General features: G+C 66.7%; 17 protein-coding genes and 1 pseudogene. 10 read left to right on the top strand and 8 right to left on the bottom strand.

The genetic code is table 11. From position 1 onward, the window contains the following. Positions 1-50: 50 nt before the first annotated feature. A complete protein-coding gene (locus tag R9B84_RS36455; protein ID WP_423762170.1) occupies positions 51-617 on the bottom strand; it encodes a hypothetical protein in 567 nt (188 codons plus the stop codon). 448 nt (positions 618-1,065) lie between these two features. On the opposite strand from R9B84_RS36455, the pseudogene R9B84_RS36450 reads away from it, so the two are divergent. Then, positions 1,066-1,573: pseudogene (locus tag R9B84_RS36450) on the top strand (transposase); the annotation flags it as partial. A gap of 148 nt (positions 1,574-1,721) precedes the next feature. Here R9B84_RS36450 and R9B84_RS36445 read toward each other — a convergent pair. Continuing rightward, complete coding sequence (locus tag R9B84_RS36445; RefSeq protein ID WP_423762169.1) at positions 1,722-3,233, bottom strand: aldehyde dehydrogenase family protein; 1,512 nt, start codon at positions 3,231-3,233, stop codon at positions 1,722-1,724. 634 nt (positions 3,234-3,867) lie between these two features. Between R9B84_RS36445 and R9B84_RS36440 the strand changes: the two genes are divergently transcribed. From R9B84_RS36440 to R9B84_RS36430, 3 genes are all read left to right on the top strand, one after another. Next, a complete protein-coding gene (locus tag R9B84_RS36440; RefSeq protein ID WP_423762168.1) occupies positions 3,868-5,448 on the top strand; it encodes an amino acid permease in 1,581 nt (526 codons plus the stop codon). A 140-nt stretch (positions 5,449-5,588) separates the two neighbouring features. Continuing rightward, entirely contained in the window at positions 5,589-6,857 is a 1,269-nt protein-coding gene (locus R9B84_RS36435) for an NAD(P)/FAD-dependent oxidoreductase (RefSeq protein WP_423762167.1), read from the top strand. 106 nt (positions 6,858-6,963) lie between these two features. Next, positions 6,964-7,638 carry a TetR family transcriptional regulator gene (locus tag R9B84_RS36430; protein WP_034180911.1) on the top strand — a complete coding sequence of 225 codons (675 nt, stop codon included), beginning with the start codon at positions 6,964-6,966 and terminating at the stop codon, positions 7,636-7,638. Positions 7,639-7,681: 43 nt separating this feature from the next. Here R9B84_RS36430 and R9B84_RS36425 read toward each other — a convergent pair whose 3' ends face one another. Both R9B84_RS36425 and R9B84_RS36420 read right to left on the bottom strand, forming a co-directional pair. After that, positions 7,682-9,469 (bottom strand): phospholipase D-like domain-containing protein, encoded by a 1,788-nt coding sequence (locus R9B84_RS36425; RefSeq protein ID WP_423762166.1) that lies wholly within the window; start codon positions 9,467-9,469, stop codon positions 7,682-7,684. 105 nt (positions 9,470-9,574) lie between these two features. Then, on the bottom strand, positions 9,575-10,333 hold the full coding sequence (locus tag R9B84_RS36420) for a DeoR/GlpR family DNA-binding transcription regulator (RefSeq protein WP_423762165.1): 759 nt from the start codon (positions 10,331-10,333) through the stop codon (positions 9,575-9,577). A 207-nt stretch (positions 10,334-10,540) separates the two neighbouring features. Here R9B84_RS36420 and R9B84_RS36415 point away from each other — a divergent pair, with 207 nt between their 5' ends. The 3 genes from R9B84_RS36415 to nadE all read left to right on the top strand — a co-directional run bounded on the left by R9B84_RS36415 (position 10,541) and on the right by nadE (position 13,184). Next, positions 10,541-10,726 carry a hypothetical protein gene (locus tag R9B84_RS36415; protein ID WP_006480515.1) on the top strand — a complete coding sequence of 62 codons (186 nt, stop codon included), beginning with the start codon at positions 10,541-10,543 and terminating at the stop codon, positions 10,724-10,726. 240 nt (positions 10,727-10,966) lie between these two features. Then, complete coding sequence (locus R9B84_RS36410) at positions 10,967-11,836, top strand: DMT family transporter (protein WP_423762164.1); 870 nt, start codon at positions 10,967-10,969, stop codon at positions 11,834-11,836. A gap of 487 nt (positions 11,837-12,323) precedes the next feature. After that, positions 12,324-13,184: an ammonia-dependent NAD(+) synthetase gene (nadE, locus tag R9B84_RS36405; protein WP_423762163.1), complete on the top strand. Its 861-nt coding sequence runs from the start codon at positions 12,324-12,326 to the stop codon at positions 13,182-13,184. 120 nt (positions 13,185-13,304) lie between these two features. Here the strand turns inward: nadE and R9B84_RS36400 are convergent, their stop codons facing one another. The 3 genes from R9B84_RS36400 to R9B84_RS36390 all read right to left on the bottom strand — a co-directional run bounded on the left by R9B84_RS36400 (position 13,305) and on the right by R9B84_RS36390 (position 17,546). Next, positions 13,305-14,981 carry a S10 family peptidase gene (locus tag R9B84_RS36400; RefSeq protein WP_423762162.1) on the bottom strand — a complete coding sequence of 559 codons (1,677 nt, stop codon included), beginning with the start codon at positions 14,979-14,981 and terminating at the stop codon, positions 13,305-13,307. A 74-nt stretch (positions 14,982-15,055) separates the two neighbouring features. Further along, positions 15,056-16,660, bottom strand: a complete 1,605-nt coding sequence (locus R9B84_RS36395) for a S53 family peptidase (RefSeq protein ID WP_423762161.1) — start codon at positions 16,658-16,660, stop codon at positions 15,056-15,058. A 259-nt stretch (positions 16,661-16,919) separates the two neighbouring features. Then, complete coding sequence (locus tag R9B84_RS36390; protein WP_423762160.1) at positions 16,920-17,546, bottom strand: LysE family translocator; 627 nt, start codon at positions 17,544-17,546, stop codon at positions 16,920-16,922. A 134-nt stretch (positions 17,547-17,680) separates the two neighbouring features. Between R9B84_RS36390 and R9B84_RS36385 the strand changes: the two genes are divergently transcribed. Next, positions 17,681-18,145: an Lrp/AsnC family transcriptional regulator gene (locus R9B84_RS36385; protein ID WP_423762159.1), complete on the top strand. Its 465-nt coding sequence runs from the start codon at positions 17,681-17,683 to the stop codon at positions 18,143-18,145. A gap of 127 nt (positions 18,146-18,272) precedes the next feature. Here R9B84_RS36385 and R9B84_RS36380 read toward each other — a convergent pair whose 3' ends face one another. Continuing rightward, the gene (locus R9B84_RS36380; RefSeq protein WP_423762158.1) at positions 18,273-19,184 is read right to left on the bottom strand and encodes a LysR family transcriptional regulator; all 912 of its coding nucleotides are present in this window, start codon (positions 19,182-19,184) and stop codon (positions 18,273-18,275) included. 139 nt (positions 19,185-19,323) lie between these two features. Between R9B84_RS36380 and speB the strand changes: the two genes are divergently transcribed. Both speB and R9B84_RS36370 read left to right on the top strand, forming a co-directional pair. Further along, on the top strand, positions 19,324-20,280 hold the full coding sequence (gene speB / locus R9B84_RS36375; RefSeq protein WP_034180920.1) for an agmatinase: 957 nt from the start codon (positions 19,324-19,326) through the stop codon (positions 20,278-20,280). A gap of 54 nt (positions 20,281-20,334) precedes the next feature. Then, on the top strand, positions 20,335-21,660 hold the full coding sequence (locus R9B84_RS36370) for an MFS transporter (protein WP_423762157.1): 1,326 nt from the start codon (positions 20,335-20,337) through the stop codon (positions 21,658-21,660). Positions 21,661-21,877 lie beyond the last annotated feature (217 nt).

Raw genomic sequence — 21,877 nt, 5'->3', positions numbered from 1 at the left:
CCAGATACGTATTCACAAACACTTGCGCCTCATCCACCATCGCTCACACATCATGCATTCTGTCGATTTTTGTAAATACCAACTCGGGAGACGCATCCATTACCTGAAATATGAAAAATGATCCTCGTTTTTGCACCGTCATTGTCACGCACGTACATCATAAACGCATTTATATCCATAATCGGATACCCCCCAACATCATCAAATACATCAATGAAATCGTATGGCGCAATACAGATCACCTCAAAATCGACCGGAAACGATATCGAAACCCTAAAAAAATCACCCCCTTTAGGCTGGAATATGTCATAAATAAATTCTCGACCTCGATAATATTCTTTAGAGAATGCGTAGCGCGTCACATTGATGGAATACCCCTTGACAGAACGATTATCCTCTCCGATGACGGAAACCTTTGAATTTCGCTGATATTCAACCCTCATCAACTTAGAAACAAACCCTACGTCCTCCAGATCACCCGAATCTGCAACAGCTTTGACATCACTCAAGAACTGATACGACGACCGAATTGGCAGTTCACTTGCCGGCTTAATCACGCACGCCGAGGTAATCCCAACAATTAAAATTAGCAACCCTATGTTTTTTGTACGAATCACGTCTCTATTCACATCACCTCACTGTTCATATCAGTCCCCTGCCCACCTTCCCAAGCTCACCGCCCAACCTCCATCGACCCCTCAAAAGATATAGAAAGAATTGAAAGAAAACAAGGGAAGTTATTATTTTCAGACACATACTAAAAACGAAAATAATTTCGTAACTATCCGATTACTCACTGCCCCAACCTCATCAGCAAATCGACACGTTGAAAGCACCCCCAAGCCAGTTCGCAGCCTCTATAAGCCATCGGCTTATACACAATGCTGCCCGTCGCTCAAGCGTTCGGAGTGAGTCGTTTGAGGTCAATGCGATAGGCACCGGCTTGTAAACTTTCGGCGCGTCGCGTTTACTTTCACTTTTTGCGTGAACGCCTTGGCCCTGGAAGCACCGTGCTGGACGGAAACTGAATTTGTCGACCTTGACCTTGGCGACGCGCGCTTGAACAACGAATACGTGTGTCCGCAGGGCCAGGCATTGCCTTACAGCACGACCATTCGGGTCGGCTACCGGGAATACAAATCCGACGCGCAGATCTGCCGGCACTGCCCGGTACGGGCGCAGTGCACGAACAGTGCGAACGCGGTGAAGGTGGGGACCCGCCATGTCTGGGAGCGCGCCAAGGAGCGGGGGGACGCCAGGCGGCTAACCGAGTGGGGTCAACGCGTTTACGCGCGGCCCAAGGAGACGATGGAGCGCAGCTTCGCCGATGCCAAGCAACTGCATGGGCACTGTTATGCCCGCATGCGGGGGCTCCGCAAGGTGGCCGAGCAGTGCTTGTTGGCCGCGATGGCACAGAACATCAAGAAGATTGCGATGCTGCTGGCACGGCAGCGGAAAAAGGGGCCCGCGGGTTCCCGATTGGCTATTCGTACGCGGCCTGCTGTGCCTGGTAAGCCGTTTGTGCAGCCCATCGGCCTACTCGCTTCCCGCAATCCTCCAAGCCGGCCCCTAAAAAAACAAAACCCCACGCTTCGAAAAACGTGGGGGTCGTCAGCAGTCCGAGCCGGCGCATGGCCGGCTTTCCCGCTTGAAACGATTACGACGCTACATCAGTCGCCCGATGAAATCAGCGCCAACAACACGCCAATCCCACCCCGACATCAAACATCGAACTTCACCCCCTGCGCCAGCGGCAACTGCCGGCTGTAGTTGATCGTATTCGTCGCACGGCGCATATACGCCTTCCACGCGTCCGAACCCGACTCGCGGCCGCCGCCCGTTTCCTTCTCGCCGCCGAACGCGCCGCCGATCTCCGCGCCGCTCGTGCCGATGTTCACGTTGACGATCCCGCAATCGCTGCCCGCCGACGACATGAACTGCTCGGCCTCGCGCATGTCGTTCGTGAAGATCGCCGACGACAGGCCTTGCGGCACCGCGTTGTGCAAGTCGATCGCGTCTTCGAAGTTGTCGTAGACCATCACGTACAGGATCGGCGCGAACGTCTCGCGCTCGACCACCGCCGATTGCTTCGGCATCCGCACGATTGCCGGACGCACGTAGTACGCATCCGCGTGACCGATGTCGATACGCTCGCCGCCCTTCACTTCGCCGCCCTGCTCGCGTGCATCGGCCAGCGCCTTCTGCATCGCGTCGAACGACGCGCGATCGACCAGCGGGCCAACCAGCGTGCCTTCTTCGAGCGGGCTGCCGACTTTCACCGACGTGTAGGCCTTCTCGATGCGCGGCAGCAGTTGCTCGACGATGCTGCGATGTACGATCAGGCGGCGCAGCGTCGTGCAGCGCTGGCCGGCCGTGCCGACCGCCGCGAACGTGACCGCGCGCACCACGAGATCCAGATCCGCGCTCGGCGCGACGATCATCCCGTTGTTGCCGCCGAGTTCGAGGATGCCGCGCGCGAGACGCTGGCTCAGCACCTTCGCGACTTCCTGGCCCATCCGCACGCTGCCCGTCGCGCTGACGACCGGCACCTTCTTCGACGCCGTCAGCACCTCGCCGACGTCGCGCATGCCGAGCACCAGTTGGCTCAGGCCCTTCGGCGCGACGCCCGGATGCGTCTTCTCGAACTCGCGCAGCGCCTTCTCGAGCAGCACGTGGCACGCGATCGCGGTGAGCGGCGTCTTCTCGGACGGCTTCCACACGACCGAATCGCCGCACACGAACGCGAGCGCGGCATTCCACGCCCACACCGCGACCGGGAAGTTGAACGCCGAAATCACGCCGCACACGCCGATCGGGTGCCACGTTTCCATCATCCGGTGGCCCGGGCGCTCCGACGCGATCGTGAGGCCGTAAAGCTGGCGCGACAGGCCGACCGCGAAATCGCAGATGTCGATCATTTCCTGCACTTCGCCGAGGCCTTCCGATGTGATCTTGCCGGCCTCGAGCGTGACGAGGTGGCCAAGCGCGGCCTTGTGTTCGCGCAGCACGTTGCCGAACACGCGCACGAGCTCGCCGCGCACCGGCGCCGGCACCGTGCGCCACTTGAGGAATGCGTCGTGCGCGGCGTCGATCTTGCGCTCGGCGTCGGCGGGCGTGTCGACAGCCAGCGTCGCGAGCGTCGCGCCGTCGAGCGGCGAACGCGCGGTCAGCGCATTGCCTTTCCACTGGGCAAGATCGATATCGAGCGCTGCAAGAATGTCGTTGAATTGCATCACTTCCTCTTCAGGGACAGATTGATCGGTGCGGCGGCAGCGCCGCCCGCGTGATTCGATTGGAGCGCGTTCGCGCGCCCTGTGCAAGCGGATGCGCAACTCGGCGGGCCCGGTGCGCCGCACGGCGCATCGCGCTGCGCCGCCGCCGGAAGCCCGGCCGGACGGCACGCCCTCGCCTCGCGAGGCACGATCCATGAAACACATTGTCGGCGGCCACAAGTCGGGCCGCTATTGATATTAACTCACGACTTCATTCCCAAAACGCAACACCTCGGCGGGTCGGACCGATGCGTTTTTGTGCCGATACGGGACGTTTCCAAAGCCCGTAGCCGCGCCGCCCGATGCGTCTCGACATGACGCAAGTTGATGACAAAGCCGCATCACCCTGTTCGGAAATATCGTTTGCCGCCCGTGCGTCGGGCACACACAATCGGTGCCACGTCGAGGTGCAACGCACCCGGCGCGCCGCCGGCCGCCACTACGGCAGCCGGACGACAGACGAAGGCGACACGCATCGCGACCCGGTTCATCCGGCCCGTTTCCGCAACGCATCACCGCTGCCCGGCTCGCGGCCGGCAACGCGTCGCGCTTCGTCACCGAAAAACAATCCCGGAGACAGCACCCAGCGCCCGCCATGCATTCAGATGCCCACCCCGATTCGCCTCGTCCATCCGGCTCGCCGCCCGCGAAGCCGTCCCTCCACCGCGCGCTGCAGGCCCGCCATCTGCGGATGATCGCGATCGGCGGCTCGATCGGCACGGGCCTGTTCGTCGCGTCCGGCGCGTCGATCTCGCAGGCCGGCCCCGGCGGCGCGATGCTCGCGTACATGGTGATCGGCCTGATGGTCTATTTCCTGATGACGAGCCTCGGCGAAATGGCCGCGTTCATGCCCGTGTCGGGCTCGTTCGCAACCTACGGCGCGAAGTTCGTCGACGAAGGCTTCGGCTTCGCGCTCGGCTGGAACTACTGGTACAGCTGGGCCGTGACGCTGGCGGTGGAACTCGTCGCCGCGCAGCTCGTGATGCACTACTGGTTTCCGCATGTGCCGGGCGTCTGGTGGAGCGCGCTGTTCCTCACACTGATCTTCGCGCTCAACGCGCTGTCGGTGCGCGGCTTCGGCGAGGCCGAATACTGGTTCGCGCTGATCAAGGTGCTGACGGTGCTCGCGTTCGTCGGCGTCGGCCTGCTGATGATCTTCGGGATCATGCAGGGCGGCCCGAGCGCGGGCAGGAACAACTTCACGATCGGCGACGCGCCGTTCGCCGGCGGCTGGGCGACGATGCTCGGCGTCGCGATGATCGCGGGCTTCTCGTTCCAGGGCACCGAGATGATCGGCGTCGCGGCCGGCGAATCGGAGAACCCGCGCACGACGATTCCGCGCGCGGTGAAGCAGATCTTCTGGCGCATCCTGCTGTTCTACGTGCTCGCGATCTTCGTGATCGGCGTGCTGATTCCCTATACCGACCCGAGCCTGCTGAAGAGCGACGTGACCGACATCGGCGTGAGCCCGTTCACGCTCGTGTTCCGCCATGCGGGCCTCGCGTTCGCGGCCGGCGTGATGAACGCGGTGATCCTGACGGCCGTGCTGTCGGCCGGCAACTCGGGCATGTACGCGTCGACGCGGATGCTCTACAACCTCGCGGTCGAAGGCCGCGCGCCGCGGCTGTTCGCGAGGCTGTCGCCGGGCGGTGTGCCGCGCAACGCGCTGTACGCGACGACGGCCGTCGGCGCACTGTGTTTCCTCACGTCGCTGTACGGCGACAAGACCGTCTACCTGTGGCTGCTGAACACGTCGGGCATGGCCGGCTTCATCACGTGGCTCGGCATCGCGGTCAGCCACTACCGGTTCCGCAAGGGCTTCCTGAAGCAGGGCTACCGGCTCGACCAGTTGCCGTACCGGTCGAAGTGGTTCCCGTTCGGCCCGCTGTTCGCGTTCGCGCTGTGCGCGGTCGTCGCGCTCGGCCAGGATTACCAGGCGTTCCTCGCCGACAAGATCGACTGGGTCGGCATCGCCGCGACCTACATCGGCCTGCCGTTCTTCCTCGCGATCTGGCTCGGCTACGCGCTCGTACGCAAATGCCGCCTGGTGCGCTACGAGGACATGGAGATCGCGCCGTGGATCGAACGCAACGCGACGCCCGAAGCGGCACCGCAGGCCGAAACCGGCTACGCGGGCTACGTCGCCCGCCCGGTCAACCCGACGCCGGGCGCCTGACGACGGCACGCATCGCGCCGGCCGCCGCGAGCGCGCGGCAGCCGGCGCCCTGACAACCCCCAATTCGACGCGGCGCGCGCGTTCAGGCAAGATCGACGCGCGCCATCCGTTTTTCCGCCGTTACGAGTCATCGAAATCGCATGCAGAACTTCTACGAAGCCACCGTTACCCGCCAGCCCTACCCGCAACTGACCGGCACGATCGACACGCAGGTCTGCATCGTCGGCGGCGGCCTCGCCGGCCTGTGCACGGCGCTCGGCCTCGTCGAGCGCGGCGTGCACGACGTCGTCGTGCTCGACAGCGAACGGGTCGGCTTCGGCGCATCGGGCCGCAACGGCGGCTTCGTATTCGGCGGCTACAGCCTCGACAACGCCGACCTGCTGCGCACGCTCGGCCGCGACGAAGGGCGCCGGCTGTACCGGCTCACCGTCGATGCGGTCGACCTGATCCGCACGCGGATCGCACGCTACGGGATCGACTGCGACATCGTCGACGAGGGCGTGATGCTTGCGAACTGGTTCGACGATCCTTCCCGGCTCGACAGCGTGCGCACGCTGATGAAGCGCGAACTCGGCGTCGACTGGGAACCCGTCTCGACGGACGCGCTGCGCGCGCGGCTGAAGACGCAGCGCTACTACGGCGGCCTGTTCGAGCCGAACGCATTCCACTTCCATCCGCTCAAGTATGTGCTCGGCGTCGCGGCGGCCGCGTCGCGCGGCGGTGCGCGCGTCTATGAACGCTCGGCCGCGCTCGGCATCGCGCGCGAAGGCGCCGGATACGTCGTCCGCACGGCGCAGGGCGCGGTGCGCGCGAAAGACGTCGTGTTCGCCGGCGGCGGCTACGCGCGCGGCGTGTCGCCGCGCATCGAACGCGCGGTGTTGCCGATCGCGACCTACGTGATCGCGACCGAACCGCTCGGCGCGCGCCTGCCGGACGCGATCGACGCGCCGTACGCGATCTACGACACGCGTTTCGCGTTCGACTACTACCGCCCGCTGAAGGACACGCGCATCCTGTGGGGCGGCCGGATCTCCGTGCTCGACCGCGGCCCCGACGCAATCGCGCGCCTGCTGCGGCGCGACCTGCTGCGCGTGTATCCGCAACTGGAAGGCGTGAAGGTCGACTACGCGTGGGGCGGGCTGATGAGCTACGCGCGGCACAAGATGCCGCAGATCGGCCGCGACGCGGACGGCGTATGGCACGCGATCGCGTTCGGCGGCCACGGGATGGCGCCGACCACGGTGGCCGGCGAAGCGCTCGCGGCCGCGCTGGCCGAAGGCCGGCCGGTGCCGGACGGCTTCGCCGCGTTCGGGCTCACGCGCACGTTCGGGCTGGCCGGCCTCGCCGCCGCGCAACTCACGTACACGGCGTACCAGGCCCGCGACGCGCTCGCGTCCTGCCGCCGCTGAGCAGCCGCGGCGGCCCGGCCGATTAGAGCGGAGGGTCGGCCGGGCCGGGATTTCCCACATGCTAGAATGCCTCGTCCAAGCCGCCGCAAAGCCAGAACAAGATCACATGAAAGCAGGAAGCAAGGCTGCCACGTCCGAAAGCCGCGCGCTTGCGTCCGACGCACGGCGCAAATACGATCCCGAGCAAACCAAGCGCAACATCCTCGATGTCGCCACGCAGGAATTTTCCGCGATGGGACTCGCCGGTGCGCGCGTCGACGCGATCGCGGAGCGCACGAACACGACGAAGCGGATGCTCTATTACTACTTCGAAAGCAAGGAAGGCTTGTACGAGGCCGTGCTGGAGAAGGTGTACGGCGACATCCGCGCGCTCGAGCAGGAGCTGCACGTCGGCGACATGGAGCCGCGCGAAGGCATGCGCCGCCTCGTCGAATTCACGTTCGACTATCACGACAAGCATCGCGACTTCGTCCGCCTCGTATCGATCGAGAACATCCACGGCGCGAAGTATCTCGAACAACTCAAATCGTTCAAGAACCGCAACGTCAGCATCATCAAGACGCTCGAGGAACTGGTCGAGCGCGGCGCGGCAAGCGGTGCGTTCCGCAAGGACATCGACGCGTTCGACCTGCACCTGCTGATCAGCTCGTTCTGCTTCCACCGCGTGTCGAACCGCTACACGTTCGGCGCCGCGTTCGGCCGCGACCCATCGGCGCCGCGCCTGCGCGCACGGCATCGCGACACGATCGCCGACGCCGTGCTGCGCTACGTCGCAGCGTAAGCGGCGGCTGCCCGGGGCACGAAGCAACCGTGCCCTTCCCGCATCAGTCCGTCGGCGCGGTCGACGCCAGCGCGATTCGCGCCTTCTCTTCCGGGCTTCCCGCCACGTAATACTTCTTCGCCCAGCTCGAATCGGGCGCGAGCGCGAGCCGCGCATGCGTGCCCGTGCCGGCGCCGCGCTGCTTCGCATCGATCGCCAGCGCCCGTGCGCGATAGTGCTCGTAGAGCCGCAGGAATTCCGCCAGATAGATCGCCGCGATTCGCTTGTCGCGAATCTCGAGCAGGTTCTCGTCGTTGTACTGCTCCGAATTGCGGCTCATGTTCGCCGACCCTGTATAGACGACCGGATTCGCGCCTTCCGCATCGATCACGATGAACTTGTGATGAATCACGACGGGCGGATAGGCCGGCGCAGGTTCGCCCGGAAACTGCCGCAATTCCGGCTCGAAGCCCTGCGGCACCGTCGCCGGCGAGAAGTACTCGGCGTCAATCACGTCGTGGTTGTCGCGGCTGCGGTGATACAGCTCGAGGTTCGCGAGCGTCGCCGCATCGAGCGTCTGGCCGGCCTGCTGCGCGGCATCGGCCTTCGTCGCACTGCCGATGTTGATCTTGTTCACCAGCCCGAACATCATCAGCCCGCGGTCGCCGGCCGCGAAACACGCGTCGCGCAAGGCCGCGTCGGTCGGCATGAACAGGCAGAACGACACCGAATGCTTCGCGGCCGCAATCGCGGCGACGATCGTGTCGATCTCGGTGCGCTGCCCCGCCGGTTCGGGCGAGAAGGCCAGCCGTACCTGCGCGCTGCCGATCGTCATCGGCGCCGACCAGCCCGGCGACAGGCGCGCCGTGTCCGCGATCGACGGATTGCCGGCCAGCGCATGCGCACGGTCGTTATACAGCGCGGCGAGCGCGGGCGAGTCGAATGCATGCTGCACGTTGGCCTGCTCCGTCAGCCCTTCGGTCGTGAAGTTTGCGGAACCGGTCAGCACGCGCGCGGGCGCCGGGTTCGACGGCGCATCGGTCACGATGAACTTGTCGTGCATGATGTGCGTCTTGTCGCGCGGCGCGAGCGTCGCGAGCCCCTGCAACGCGTCGACGGCCGGCTGGTTCGGCGACGGCAGCGGCGGCTGGCCCTTGCGCGCCGTCGTGTGCGCGTCGTAGACGATCGCGAGCGACGCGTCGCCGTGCTTGCGCCCGAACGCTTCGAACGCGGGCAGCGCCCACAGCGTGTCGGTCAGGTGATAGACGGCCGACGCCGCGCGCGACGCGGGGGCGAGCATCTCCGCGAACACCTGCTCCATGTCGTTCGCGAGCCAGGTGCGCAGCTTCAGCGCCTGTGCGGCGCTCGGCGCCGCATTCGGCGCGAGGCCCAGCGCCGCGACCTGCTTCGCGAACGCCTGCGAGCTCACCACCGCGCGGTTGAACCACGTGCCGATGCCGTCCTCGATATGCGCGGGCAGCACGACGTCGCACACGCCGGCCTGCGCGTCGAGCACCTGCAGGTTCGCCGGCGTGCCGACGACCGGATACACGTCGTAGCGGAACGACGCGCCGCGGTCCTGCGGATCGATGCGCGCATCCCACCACATGAATTTCTGGATCGGCGCCTGGTCGGTCGGCGCATCGCCCTGCGTGTCCGCGGCCGGGCCGTCGAACGTCAGACGGTTCGGCAGCCAGCTGTTCGGCGCACGTGTCCTGCCGTCGGCCGACCAGAATCCCGGCGTGCGCCGGATCGCAAAGCCGAGGAAATCGTTACGCGACTGCGCATCGGCCCAGTCGAAGGCCAGCAGGACGAGTGTGGGGGAAAGATAGCTGCGCACGCTGACGGTCATTCGTTGCTCCCTGGCCGCGAGGCCGGTCGAAATGAATGGGTCAGTGTCGGCAGAGGTTCTTCCCGCGGAATGACGGTTCGATGAACCTTGTATGTCGGACGCGCGTCAGTCGCACACCAGCAGTTCGATCCCGCGCGCGGTCAAGGCGCGGCGCACGGCCTTGTCGGGTGCGCGTTCGGTCACGAGATAGCGCGCGGCGGACGCGCCGTTGATCCGCACCGGCGTCACGTGGCCGAATTTCGAATGGTCGGCGACGATGACTGCCGTACCGGCCGCCGCGATCATCCGGCTGCGCACCTCGGCAGCGATCCGGGAGTAGTCGGTGCACTCGCCGTCGGGCGTGATGCCGCCGGCACCGACGAACGCGAAATCGACGTGGTATTGCGCGAGCTGGTGGATCGTGTCGAGCCCGAAGGTTGCGTCTTCGTCGTCGGACAGCTCGCCGCCGAGCAGCGTCACTCGGTTGCCGTTGCGCCGCGCGAGCACGAACGCGGTGCGCCAGTCGTTCGTGTAGATCGACAGCCGGTGCCGGTCGGCGAGCGCGAGCGCGACCGCATGCGGCGTGCTGCCCGAATCGATCAGCACCGTTGCGTCGTCGGGCACGAATTCGGCCGCGCGCCGCCCGATCGTGCGCTTCGCTTCGGCGTTCGCGGCTTCGCGCTCGGACAGGCTCGGTTCGCGGCGGTCGGCGGCCAGCGCACCGCCATGCGTCATCACGAGCAGGCCGCGCGCGGCGAGCGCGTTCAGGTCGCGCCGCACGGTCTCGCGCGACACGTCGAGCGAGCGCACGAGCTCCGCAACCGACAACGCGCCCGACCGTCCGAGCTCCGACAGGATGTATTGATGACGTTGTTCCGCCAGCATCGCGTGTGCGCCCGAGGCGACTGGTAATGGGTAAGCCGGCCATTGTATTACGGCCGTTTGACCGCCATTTGACTGCGGCGCGAAACGCGGCCGGCCGGTTTCGCGAAAGCGAAATTCTGTATTGCCTGACGCGCGCGAATCGGCGCGGTGCCGGTTGCTACACTTTGCGCTTCCTCAAACGACAGACCAGGCAAAGGGGCCCGCACAATGTATCGCAAAGGCAGCGTGATCGAAATCCAGTTTCCGCCCGAACGACTCAACGATGCGGCCGGCGATCCGTACTGGATCGACCTGACGCTCGACGAGGCCCGCCGGCTCTACGAGCAACTCGCCGCACGCTTCGCGACCGACGCGCGCGCCAACCAGCCGCTCGACACGTTCTCGATCGACTGATCTCCGCTGCTTCGCGCTTGCCCGCGCCGCGTGCGGTGCGGCGCTCTTCCCGTCCGCGCCCCGCTCGCGCCCGCCGATAGCCGGCCCGCGCCGGAAGCAGGACGCCCGGCACGCAACGAGCGCCGGCGCATTCGCACGATGCGCGGCCCGAGTGCAGGATTCGACAAGACGCCGGCGCCGCTTCCCCCCGATACTGGCCGACTTTACGATTCCGTCCGGCCGTATCGCGGCCCGCCTCGCATGCTTACCTCGATCGTCGCCGCCGCGTTCGTCGCGCTGTGGTCCACCGGCTTCATCGTTGCACGGGCAATCAAGCCCTACGCCGATCCCAACCTGTTCCTGCTTGCGCGTTTCGCGGGCACGGCCGCGCTGTTCGGCGCGGTGGCGCTCGCCGCGCGCGCGCCGTGGCCGGCACGCCGCGAGTGGCCGCGCCACCTGATCGCGGGCGCGCTGCTGCAGGGCGTCTATCTCGGCGCGAGCTACTGGGCCGTCGCACAAGGGCTGAACGCGGGCGTCATGGCGCTGCTCGGCGCGTTGCAGCCGCTCGCCACCGCCGTGCTCGCCGTCCCGCTGTTCAACGAGCGCCTGCCCGCGCGCGGCTGGTTCGGGATGGCGCTCGGGCTCGCCGGTGTCGCGCTCGTGCTGGCGCCGAAGGTCGCGGGCGGCGTCGCGCCGCCTCCGGGCGCGGCGCCTGCGTGGTTCGTGGTCGCCGTGTCGGTGCTCGCGGTCGGGTCGATCACCGCCGGTTCGCTGTACCAGAAAGGCAAGCTCGCGCAGAGCGACCTGCGCACCGCAGTCGCCGTGCAGAACTTCGGCGCGGCGATCGTCGCGGCGATCTTCGTCGTGCTGCTTCATGAAACGCGCTGGATCGGCGCGCCGGCGCTGTGGGTGTCGCTCGTGTGGGGCGTCGTGTTCCTGTCCGGCGGCGCGGTCACGATGCTGATGTGGATGCTGCGGCGCGGCAACGCGGCGCGCGCGACGTCGCTGCTGTTCCTCGCGCCGCCGCTTGCCGCGCTGCAGGGCTACCTGCTATTCGGCGAGACGCTCGCGGCGATCCAGCTCGTCGGCTTCGCGCTCGCACTAGCGGGCGTCGTGCTCGCGCGGCGCTGACGCACGCGCACATGTGCGGTTGTGCGGTTGTGCGGTTGTGCGGTCTTGCGGTCTTGCGGTCTTGCGGTCTTGCGGGCGGTCGGGCGGTCGGGCGGTCGGGCGGTCGGGCGGTCTTGCAGTCTTGCGGTCTTGCGGTCTTGCGGTCTTGCGGTCTTGCGGTCTTGCGGTCTTGCGGGCGGTCGGGCGGTCGGGCGGTCGGGCGGTCGGGCGGTCGGGCGGTCGGGCGGTCGGGCGGTCGGGCGGTCTTGCAGTCTTGCAGTCTTGCAGTCTTGCGGCCGCGCCGACGCTCGCCGACAAGCTCATCGAGACCTGCATCACGGATGCCCTTCCCGCGGCATCCTGCACCCGCCCGGCGCACCGTGCACCACGGCGAGGCAGCACGTCTCGCCGAAGCAACGCGAGACGGCCGGATCGCACGCCCGGCGCGGCGCCCCGCCGCGATTGCGCTTATGATGGGCGCCTTGCATTTCGTTCCGGAACCCCCTTCATGACATCCGCCGATTACGCCAGCCGCCAACGCGCGATCATTGCCGAACTGAACGTCGCCCCGCACTTCGACGCCGAGGCCGAGATCGTCCGCCGCGTCGATTTCCTCGCGCAGTACCTTCGTTCGACCGGCCTGCGGACCTACGTGCTCGGCATCAGCGGCGGCGTCGATTCGTCGACGGCCGGACGGCTCGCGCAACTGTCGGTCGAACGCCTGCGCGCCGACGACTACGACGCCCGCTTCATCGCGATGCGTTTGCCGAACGGCGTGCAGAACGACGAAGCCGATGCGCAGCGCGCGCTCGCGTTCGTGCGCGCGGACGAGGAGCTGACCGTCGACGTGAAGCCGGCCGCCGACGCGATGCTCGCGTCGCTGGTCGCCTCCGGCCATGCGTTCGACACGCCCGCGCAACAGGATTTCGTGCACGGCAACATCAAGGCGCGCGAGCGCATGATCGCGCAATACGCAGTGGCCGGCGCGCGGCGCGGCATCGTGATCGGCACCGATCACGCAGCCGAATCGCTGATGGGGTTCTTCACGAAGTTCGGCGACGGCGGCGCGGACATCCTGCCGCTCGCGGGCCTGAGCAAGCGCCGCGTACGCGCGGTTGCCCGCGCGCTCGGCGGCGAGGAATCGATCGTGATGAAGGTGCCGACGGCCGACCTCGAGGAACTGCGCCCGCTGCGCCCCGACGAACACGCCTACGGCGTCAGCTACGACGAGATCGACGATTTCCTCGAAGGCAAGCCGGTCAGCGACCATGTGTACGAAACGGTGCTGCGCTTCTACGACGGTTCGCGCCACAAGCGCGCGCTGCCGTACACGCCGTTCGACTGGCCGACCGCGCAAGCCGGCCACTGACGCGGAAATACGGCCGCGTCGCAATCCGGCGCTGCGGCCTGACAACCGGCCGGCAGCGTCGGAACCCGACCGCCGCGCGCGCCATCGCGGCGACGCGCGGCAACCAGGAGACAGGCAACGCTACGCGTGCCCGCCCGTCTTCTTCGTTTGCAGCGCGCGAATCCGCATCCGCGCGCCCGTATCGCTGACCGTCGCGTCGTACATCGTCGCGAGGTCGCGCTTGAGCGCGGTGCGCGAGCCGCCGTCGAGATACACCATGTGCCCCGACGGATAGAAACGCGCGGACAGGTTCTGCCGCACCTTCTGATCCTCGAGCGGCATCTGCTGCAGGTCGATCACGGTCTGGTAGAACGGCGTGACGAAATCGTACAAGCCGTTCGCCGACAGCACCTTCAGGTCGACGTTCAACGCCATCACCGCGGCAAGATCGCCGGCCGTGTAGAGAATCACGTTCCCCTGCGCGTCGATGCCCTGCTGCGCGCCGGTCGGGTCGATGTGGCTGAAATCCCAGTTCCGGAACGCCTGGTCGTTCAGGTCAGTGAACGCGGAATTCGACGTGTACTTCAACTGCTCGTTCAAATAGCTGTTCCACATCGCCGTATAGACGCCCGTCACGGCCGTCATCGTCGGATCGTTGCCGCCCGAGTTCGGGTCGATCTTGCCGGCGATGCCCGTCGAGATCGCGGTCACGCGGCCGTCGTACGAACCGAGCGCGAGCCCCTGCGCATGCAGCAGCGTCGTCAGGAACAGCGAATTGCCGCGCGCGTCGTAGCCCGCGATATCGAGGCTCCACGATTGCAGCGTCGCCGTGTCGATGCCGGTGTATTGCGACAGTTTCTGCACGGCGGCCGGGTCCGCATGCGGGACCGTCCGCAACGCGTTCAGGTAGTCGGTGCGCGAGAACTGCGCGACTTCCTCGACGAACGCGCCGAGATCGGTCGGCGCCGGCGTGACGCCGAGTTTCTTGTGATACCACGCGTCGGCCGCCGCGGTCGGCAGCGCGCCGACCGGGTTGCCGGCCTGTCGGTAGTCGAGGATCGACGATTGCAGCGTGACGCCGTTCAGGTCGATGCCGTCCTCGTGCAGCTTGTACGCGAGCACGCAGCTCCGCGCGGTGCCGTACGATTCGCCGAACAGGTATTTCGGCGAATTCCAGCGATTGTTCTTCGTCAGGTAGCGCTTGATGAACTGCTTCAGCGAATCCGCATCCTGGTCGACGCCCCAGAAGTTGCGGTTCTTGTTCGGCGCGACGGCCGCCGAATAGCCGGTGCCGACCGGGTTGATGAACACGAGGTCGCTGTGGTCGATCATGCTGTCCGGGTTGTCTTCCATCTGGTACGGCGCGGGCGGCGTGAAACCCGGCATCGACGTCTTGATGCGCTTCGGCGCGAACGAGCCGAGCAGCACGAACACCGACGACGAACCGGGCCCGCCGTTATAGAAGAACGTCACGGGCCGCGTTTCTTCCTTCGCGCCGTCGGCCGTGAATGCAACGTAGAAGATCTTCGCGGCCGGCTGCGAACTGCTCGGGTCGACCGTCACGAGGTGGCCGGCCGTCGCCGTGTACGCGATGCGCTTCCCGTCGATCAGGATCGTGTGATGCGTGATCGCGGCCGCTTCGGTCGTGTCGGTCACCGAATCGTCGGGGCCGTTGCCGTACGCAACCGGATCGAAGAACGGCTGGTCGCGGCCGTGGCTCAGCGCAACCGGATTGACGGTCGGCGGCACGCTCTGCGAATTGTGGTCGCCGTGATGCAGCGGATACACGCCGCCGGAAGATGCGGAATCGATGCCCATCGTGCTGCTCCTGGAGGTGAAAAAAGACGCGGGCAGGAAACCCGCGTCGAACGAAAAAGGCGTGTGGCGATGCGTCAGCTCGACGGCTTGCGCGCGAGGATCGCGGCGAGCCGCGCTCCGTCCGGGCTGCCGAGCCCCGTGCAGGCGTCCCAGCCCGACGCGGCCGCATACGTGCCGTTCGATCCTTTCGTGATATCGCGCAGCGCGCCCGGATTCTTGTACAGCACCGGATTGACCCAGCCGGCCGATGCGCCGGCCGCAGCACTAGCCGCCGCATTGATCCGCGCGATCAGCGCGGCCCACAGCGGCGCGACCGCGCTCGTGCCGCCCATCACGGTGGCCGTCCCGGCGACCGACACCTCGTAGCCCGTCTGCGGCGAAGCATCCGCGGCGACGTCCGGCACGCCGCGCTTCGCGAGCGGCGTGCTGCCGCCGTCGGCGCGCGTGACGACGAGCCCCTGTTGCCACGCCGGCAGGTCGAACAGCGTGCTGACGCCGCCGCCGCCCGCGCCGCCGCCCGACGCCTCGTCGTTCCACGTGACCTCGCTGCGAATGCCCTGCCCGGGCAGCGCGTCGAGTTGCGTGCCGCCACAGCCGAGCACGTACGGGCTCGATGCGGGGAAGTCGACGTGATCGGCGCCGTCCTGCAGCCCGTCGCCCGAGCCGCTGTCGCCCGACGCCACGCACACGGTGACGCCCTGCGCGGCCGCCGCCTGCAACACGCGGTTGAATGCCTGCGCCGACTGCGCCTGCCAGATCGCTTCCGGGCCGCCCCAGCTGATCGAGATCACCGACGGTTTGTTGGCCGTGTCGTTGACGGCCGCGTTGACGGCCTGGATGAAGCCCGCGTCGCTGTTCGGTGCGAAGTAGACCGCGATCTTCGCGGCCGGTGCGATCGCGCCGGCGATCTCGATGTCGAGCGCGACTTCGCCGTCCGGGCCGTTCGGGTCGCCGGACGGTGTATTGCGGCCGGTGCCGACGTTCACGTCGACGAGCGTCGGCGGCGTCGTGATCCCGAGCCCGCGAAAATACTGCTGGATGTCCGCCGCGCGGTAGCCGCCGCCGAGCTCGATGATCGCGATGCACTGCCCGGCGCCATCGCCGGCCGGGAAGCCGTACAGCGATGCCAGCTGGATCGGGGTGAACGTGACGCCCGCCGCGCCGCCGCGCGCGGGCTTGAACGTTGGCCGCAGCCGGAAGTGCGGTCGCGCCTGCGGGCGGCTGTCGAGGCCGAGCACGGCCGTGACGGCGTCGCCGAGATCGTCGGGCAGCGCGATCGGGCCGGAGCGGCCGCGATACTGGCCGATCGACTGATGCTCGAAGCGCTCGAGCTTGACGCCGAACGCCGCTTCGAACTGCTGGATCGTGCCGGACAGCACGACGACGCTTTCGACCGGATCGACGCGATCGACCGTCAGCTGGTGGCGACGCGCGAAGTCCTCGGTCTTGCGGATGTCGTCGGGATTGGCGGAAAAACGTTGCGCGAAGGTTTCGCGCGACACCGGTTTCGCTTGCGCGTCGCCAGTGGCGAGCTGGTGAAGCAGCGTATCGAGTTGCCCTTCTTCCTGCCGCCGCAACATGATCGTGACGTGGATGCGTTCTGCCGGATCGCACGGGCCGAGGCACTTGGACTCGGCGACGATTCGGGGTTCACGGTCGGCGTGAAGATGCCTTGCCATGTTCAGACCCTCCTTGGTACCGCGTTGCACGGAACAACCAGGAAATCGGACATAGCCGGCGGAAGTCGGTTCCGTTCGGTCAGTCGGTTCGCTGCAGCGCGAAGTTAAAGGGAGTTTAGAACAGTCAGATGATTTGCGCGCACGCCCTTCTGCGACGGGGCATGCGCGCGAAGGCCGGCATTGCGCGCGGCCTGCGCCGATCGGTACACCACCGCCGCGCGGCCTGTCGACCTGCGTCGCGGCGATGCAGCGGCGCCGGTCAGTCCATCGACAGGCGCAGCGCGAAACCGATCAGCGCCGCGGAAAACGTCCAGCGCTGCACGGTCTGCGCCAACGGATGCGCGCGCATCCACGCCGCGATGCGCGACGCGCCGAACACGCACGCGAGGTCGAAGCACACGCCGGCTGCGACCAGCAGCGCGCCGAGCTCGAACATCTGCACGACGACCGGCCCGGCCTCCGGCCGCACGAACTGCGGCAGCAGCACCGAGCAGAACAGCAGCGCCTTCGGGTTCAGCAGGTTCGTCAGCAGCCCCTTCACGAACGACTGCCGCAGCACGTCGGCGGTCGCTGCCGCATCGCTGTCGCCGAGCGCGAACACGGGCGAGCGGAACACCTGGATCGCGACATACGCGAGATAGAGCGCGCCGCCGTAGCGGATCACCTCGTACAGCCACGGCGCGCTGCGGATCAGTGCTGCGACGCCGCATGCGGACAGCGTCACGTGCGCGGTGCGCGCGAGCGACAGCCCGGCCGCCGCCGCCATCCCCGGCCGCACGCCGCGACCGATGCTGGTCTGCAGCACGAGCGCCATGTCGGGCCCCGGCACCGCATAAATGGCCGCCAGCGCGGCGAGATAGATCAACAGCAAATGCGTGGAAATCATGTTCTGCCCCCGTCCTTCAATGACGATATGTTGCCGCTGAAGGTAGAGGGATTATTGGCCATCTTCGACTCAGGATTGGCAATCCATAGGGGAATCCGCCACAATCCAGACACCAGGACAAGGATTCCGCCAATATGACCGAACTCGACAAAACCGATCGCGCGATCCTCGCTGCGGTGCAGCGCGACGGCCGCCTGCCGATCGCGCGTCTCGCCGAATCCGTCGGCCTGTCCGAGACGCCTTGCGCGCGGCGCCTGAAACGTCTCGAAAACGACGGCTACATCGAGCGCTACCGCGCACAGTTGTCGCGCCAGGCGCTCGGGTTCGGCGTCGTCGCGTTCGTGCTGGTGCGGTTCGCGACGCACGACCGCAAGGTCGCAGACCGGTTCGAACGGGAAGTGCTGGCCATCGAGCGGATCCTGGCATGCCACAACGTCGCGGGCACGGCCGACTACCTGCTGCAGGTGGTCGCGCGCGACCTCGACGACTACGGCACGTTCGTGCGCGACTCGCTGCGGATGCTGCCGGGCGTGACGTCGATCGAATCGGCGCTGTCGCTGCGCGAGGTGAAGCACGACGCGGGGTTGCCGGTACCTTGATGCCGGCACGCCGTGGGCGGACGGCCGAACGCAACCACGCTCGGCGCGTTACTTCGACGCGCATCGATGCAGACGGCCGGCCGCCTCCGCGGCGTAACGCTTGTTTACCTTGTCGGCACCACAGGCCTCAAACGGCGTCGGGCGCCTGGTGCGCGCGCTCGAGATCCTCGAGAAACGCCTCCACGAGCGGATTAGCGCGCCCGTTGCGCGCAACGACCATGTGAAACGTCACGTCGTAGCGCAGTTGCTCCGGATTGAGCGGCGCGAGCAGCCCCTGCGCGACGTACGGCGCTGCGAAGTGCTGCGGCAGGTAGCCGAGGTGGTGGCCGGACAGGATCAGCAGCGCGACGGCCTCCATGTTGTCGGCGGTCGCGGTCACGCGGTCGGGCGTCGTCGACATTTGCGCTTCCGGCAGCGGATACGAGCGCCACGCCCATTCGAAGCCCGCGACGTCGGCCGGCGTCAGCGTGCCGGCGCCGTCGAACAGCGGATGGCCGCGGCCGCAGTACGCAACCTGGCGCTCGATGAACAACGGCGTGTAGTGCAGCGTCGGCACGCGGTGCCAGAAGTAGCCGACCGCGATCTGGATCTCGTCGCTCAGCAGCTTCTCCTCGAGATCGCCCGGCGCGCGCACGGAGATCGAGAAGCGCACGGCCTCGTCGCGCGTGCGGAACGCGGCGATCGCCTCGGCGATCCGCGCGTTCTGGCTGACCGGCGTATGGCCGATCAGGCCGATGTTCAGCGTGCCGACCAGTTGGCGGTCCATGTGCCGCGCGGCCATCCCGAATTCATCGAGTGCCGCGAGCAGCTTGCGGCTCATCGCATGAAACCGTTCGCCCTTCGGCGTGAGCCGGAAACCGCTGCGGCCGCGCTCGCAGAGCCGGTAGCCGAGCCGCGTCTCGAGCGACGACAACTGCGCGCTGATCGTCGACTGACCGACGTTCAGCACGGCCTGCGCGGCCGATACGCCGCCCGCGTCCGTGACCGCGAGAAACACGCGGATCAACCGCAGATCGAGGGTCGACAGATTCCCCAGCACGCTCTTCCCCTTCCATACATCGATGAAAATCGATGTTAACGTCGATATCTTCGCATTCTTCTTTCCCGGCGGAGCGCGTAAAACTGTGCGCCAAGCCGCGTCGAATGATACGGCAACCCCACACCGGAAGAGGCGCCCCATGAACGACCACACCCATTTCCAGCCGCTCGGCGGCAATGAAATGCCGCGCTGCGGCGGCATCGCGACGATGATGCGCCTGCCGCACGTGGCGAGCGCCGAAGGCCTCGACGCATGCTTCGTCGGCGTGCCGTTCGATCTCGGCACGTCCAACCGCACCGGCGCGCGCTTCGGCCCGCGCCAGATCCGCACCGAATCCGTGCTGCTGCGCCCGTACAACATGGCCACGCGCGCCGCGCCGTTCGATTCATTGCAGGTCGCCGACATCGGCGACGTCGCGATCAATCCCTACAACCTGCACGATTCCATCGCGCGTATCGAAGCCGCATACGACGCGATCCTCGAGCACGACTGCAAGCCGATCACGCTCGGCGGCGACCATACGATCGCGCTGCCGATCCTGCGCGCGATCCACCGCAAGCACGGCAAGGTTGCATTGATCCACGTCGATGCTCACGCCGACGTGAACGACACGATGATGGGCGAAAAGATCGCGCACGGCACGCCGTTCCGCCGCGCGGTCGAGGAAGGCCTGCTGCACGGCGACAAGGTCACGCAGATCGGCCTGCGCGGCACGGGTTACGCGGCCGAGGATTTCGACTGGTGCCGCGAACAGGGCTTCCGCGTCGTCCAGGCCGAGGAATGCTGGAACAAGTCGCTCGCGCCGCTGATGGAAGAAGTGCGCGCACGCGTCGGCGACACGCCCGTCTACATCAGCTTCGACATCGACGGCATCGATCCGGCCTACGCACCGGGCACGGGCACGCCGGAAATCGCCGGCCTCACGGTGCCGCAGGCGCTCGAGATCATCCGCGGCGCGAAGGGGCTGAACATCGTCGGCTGCGATCTCGTCGAAGTCGCGCCGCCGTACGACCCGTTCGGTACCACGGCGCTGCTCGGCGCGAACCTCGCGTACGAGCTGCTGTGCGTGCTGCCCGGCGTCAAGTACCGCGACTGATCCCGCGCCACCCCCTATTCCAAATCAGAGGATTCCAGAGGAGCACACACAAAGATGGGGACATCCGTCAAACAACCGAAGCGGGCGGCGCTCGCTTCGTTCGTCGGCACCACGATCGAGTGGTACGACTTCTATAGCTACGCGACCGCCGCCGCCATCGTGTTCGGGCCGCTGTTCTTTCCCGGCGAAAACCGTTTCATCAGCCTGCTCGCATCGTTCGGCTCGTTCGCCGTCGGCTTCTTCGCGCGGCCGCTCGGCGGCGTGATGTTCGGCTATCTCGGCGACCGCTTCGGCCGCAAGCGCTCGCTGCTCGCGACGCTGATGCTGATGGCCGTGTCGACGGTCGCGATCGGCCTGCTGCCGACCCATGCGCAAGCCGGTGTGATCGCGCCGATCCTGCTCGTGCTGATGCGCGTGCTGCAAGGCATCGCGGTCGGCGGCGAATGGGGCGGCGCGGTGCTGCTCGCCGGCGAGCATGCGCCCGAAGGCAAGCGCACGTTCTTCGCATCGTTCGCGCAGCTCGGCAGCGCGAGCGGCCTGATCCTGTCGATGCTCGCGTTCGGCGCGATCAGCACGCTGTCGAAGGACGACATGATGAGCTGGGGCTGGCGCGTGCCGTTCCTCGCGAGTTCCGTACTGCTGATCGTCGGCTTCGTGATCCGCGCGAGCGTGTCCGAGTCGCCCGAGTTCGAGGAGGTCAGGAAGAGCGGCAACACCGCGCAGAACCCGGTGCGCGAAGCGCTCAAGTACTGGCCGCTGCTGCTGCTCGCGATCGGTGCGAACGTGTACGGCATCGCCGGCGTGTATTTCAGCAACATTTTCATGATCAGCTACGCGACGCAGTTCCTGTCGCTCGACCGGTCGATGGTGCTGCATTGCATGACGATCGTCGCGGTGCTGCAATTCGTCGTGCAGCTTGCGGCCGCGTTCCTCGCGCAGCGCTTCGGCACCACGCGCGTGCTGCTGATCACCGGCGCATGGGCCGCGATCGTCCCGTTCGTGATGCTGCCGCTCGTGCACATGGGCACGCCACTGTCGATCACGGTCGGCGTCGGCCTCGCGACGCTCGCGGAATCGGGCTACTACTCGGTGGTCGCGGGTTTCGTCAGCGGCATCTTTGTCGCGCGGATCCGCTATACGGCAATCTCGATCGCATACCAGGTGTGCGGCGCGCTCGCCGGCGGCCTCACGCCGCTCGTCGCGACCGTCATCGCGCAGAACGTCGCGCCGCAATGGTGGCCGCTCGCGATCCAGTACACGAGTGCCGCGATCCTCTCGTCGCTGTGCGTGTGGCTGATCTCGCGCCGCGTCAGCATCGACGATGCCGGTGCGCCCGGCAAGGTGAACGAGTCGCTGCCGCGCGGGGCGCGCACCGCGTAATTGACGCACGACGGGCCGGCGGCTTCGCCTGCCCGGTTCTCGCGCATACGGGGCGGCCGACAGGTCGCCCGTTCTCCTTCCGGGAATCCACTCCCCCGCCTGTTTCGCGACGACGTCGCCGTCAGTCTTCCCGACTGTCTTCGTCAGGCGTTTTCACCCGGTAGTACATCACGCCGATCCGGATAACGACGCGTCCCGGGGCCTGCCCGGGACGGTC

Origin of the sequence: Burkholderia sp. NLJ2 (genome assembly GCF_049487195.1) — a bacterium.
Taxonomy (GTDB): Bacteria; Pseudomonadota; Gammaproteobacteria; order Burkholderiales; family Burkholderiaceae; genus Burkholderia; species Burkholderia pyrrocinia.
The sequence above is the reverse complement of the archived record's forward strand: the minus strand, read 5'-3'. Positions and strand labels throughout refer to the sequence as shown.

Bases quoted from the DNA above. Each gene is read 5' to 3' on its own strand.
- R9B84_RS36420 (WP_423762165.1), bottom strand. From the start codon at position 10,333: ATGCTGGCGGAACAACGTCATCAATACATCCTGTCGGAGCTCGGACGG.
- R9B84_RS36400 (WP_423762162.1), bottom strand. From the start codon at position 14,981: ATGGGCATCGATTCCGCATCTTCCGGCGGCGTGTATCCGCTGCATCAC.
- nadE (WP_423762163.1), top strand. From the start codon at position 12,324: ATGACATCCGCCGATTACGCCAGCCGCCAACGCGCGATCATTGCCGAA.
- R9B84_RS36395 (WP_423762161.1), bottom strand. From the start codon at position 16,660: ATGGCAAGGCATCTTCACGCCGACCGTGAACCCCGAATCGTCGCCGAG.
- R9B84_RS36410 (WP_423762164.1), top strand. From the start codon at position 10,967: ATGCTTACCTCGATCGTCGCCGCCGCGTTCGTCGCGCTGTGGTCCACC.
- R9B84_RS36385 (WP_423762159.1), top strand. From the start codon at position 17,681: ATGACCGAACTCGACAAAACCGATCGCGCGATCCTCGCTGCGGTGCAG.
- speB (WP_034180920.1), top strand. From the start codon at position 19,324: ATGAACGACCACACCCATTTCCAGCCGCTCGGCGGCAATGAAATGCCG.
- R9B84_RS36430 (WP_034180911.1), top strand. From the start codon at position 6,964: ATGAAAGCAGGAAGCAAGGCTGCCACGTCCGAAAGCCGCGCGCTTGCG.
- R9B84_RS36445 (WP_423762169.1), bottom strand. From the start codon at position 3,233: ATGCAATTCAACGACATTCTTGCAGCGCTCGATATCGATCTTGCCCAG.
- R9B84_RS36440 (WP_423762168.1), top strand. From the start codon at position 3,868: ATGCATTCAGATGCCCACCCCGATTCGCCTCGTCCATCCGGCTCGCCG.
- R9B84_RS36390 (WP_423762160.1), bottom strand. From the start codon at position 17,546: ATGATTTCCACGCATTTGCTGTTGATCTATCTCGCCGCGCTGGCGGCC.
- R9B84_RS36370 (WP_423762157.1), top strand. From the start codon at position 20,335: ATGGGGACATCCGTCAAACAACCGAAGCGGGCGGCGCTCGCTTCGTTC.
- R9B84_RS36425 (WP_423762166.1), bottom strand. From the start codon at position 9,469: ATGACCGTCAGCGTGCGCAGCTATCTTTCCCCCACACTCGTCCTGCTG.
- R9B84_RS36415 (WP_006480515.1), top strand. From the start codon at position 10,541: ATGTATCGCAAAGGCAGCGTGATCGAAATCCAGTTTCCGCCCGAACGA.
- R9B84_RS36435 (WP_423762167.1), top strand. From the start codon at position 5,589: ATGCAGAACTTCTACGAAGCCACCGTTACCCGCCAGCCCTACCCGCAA.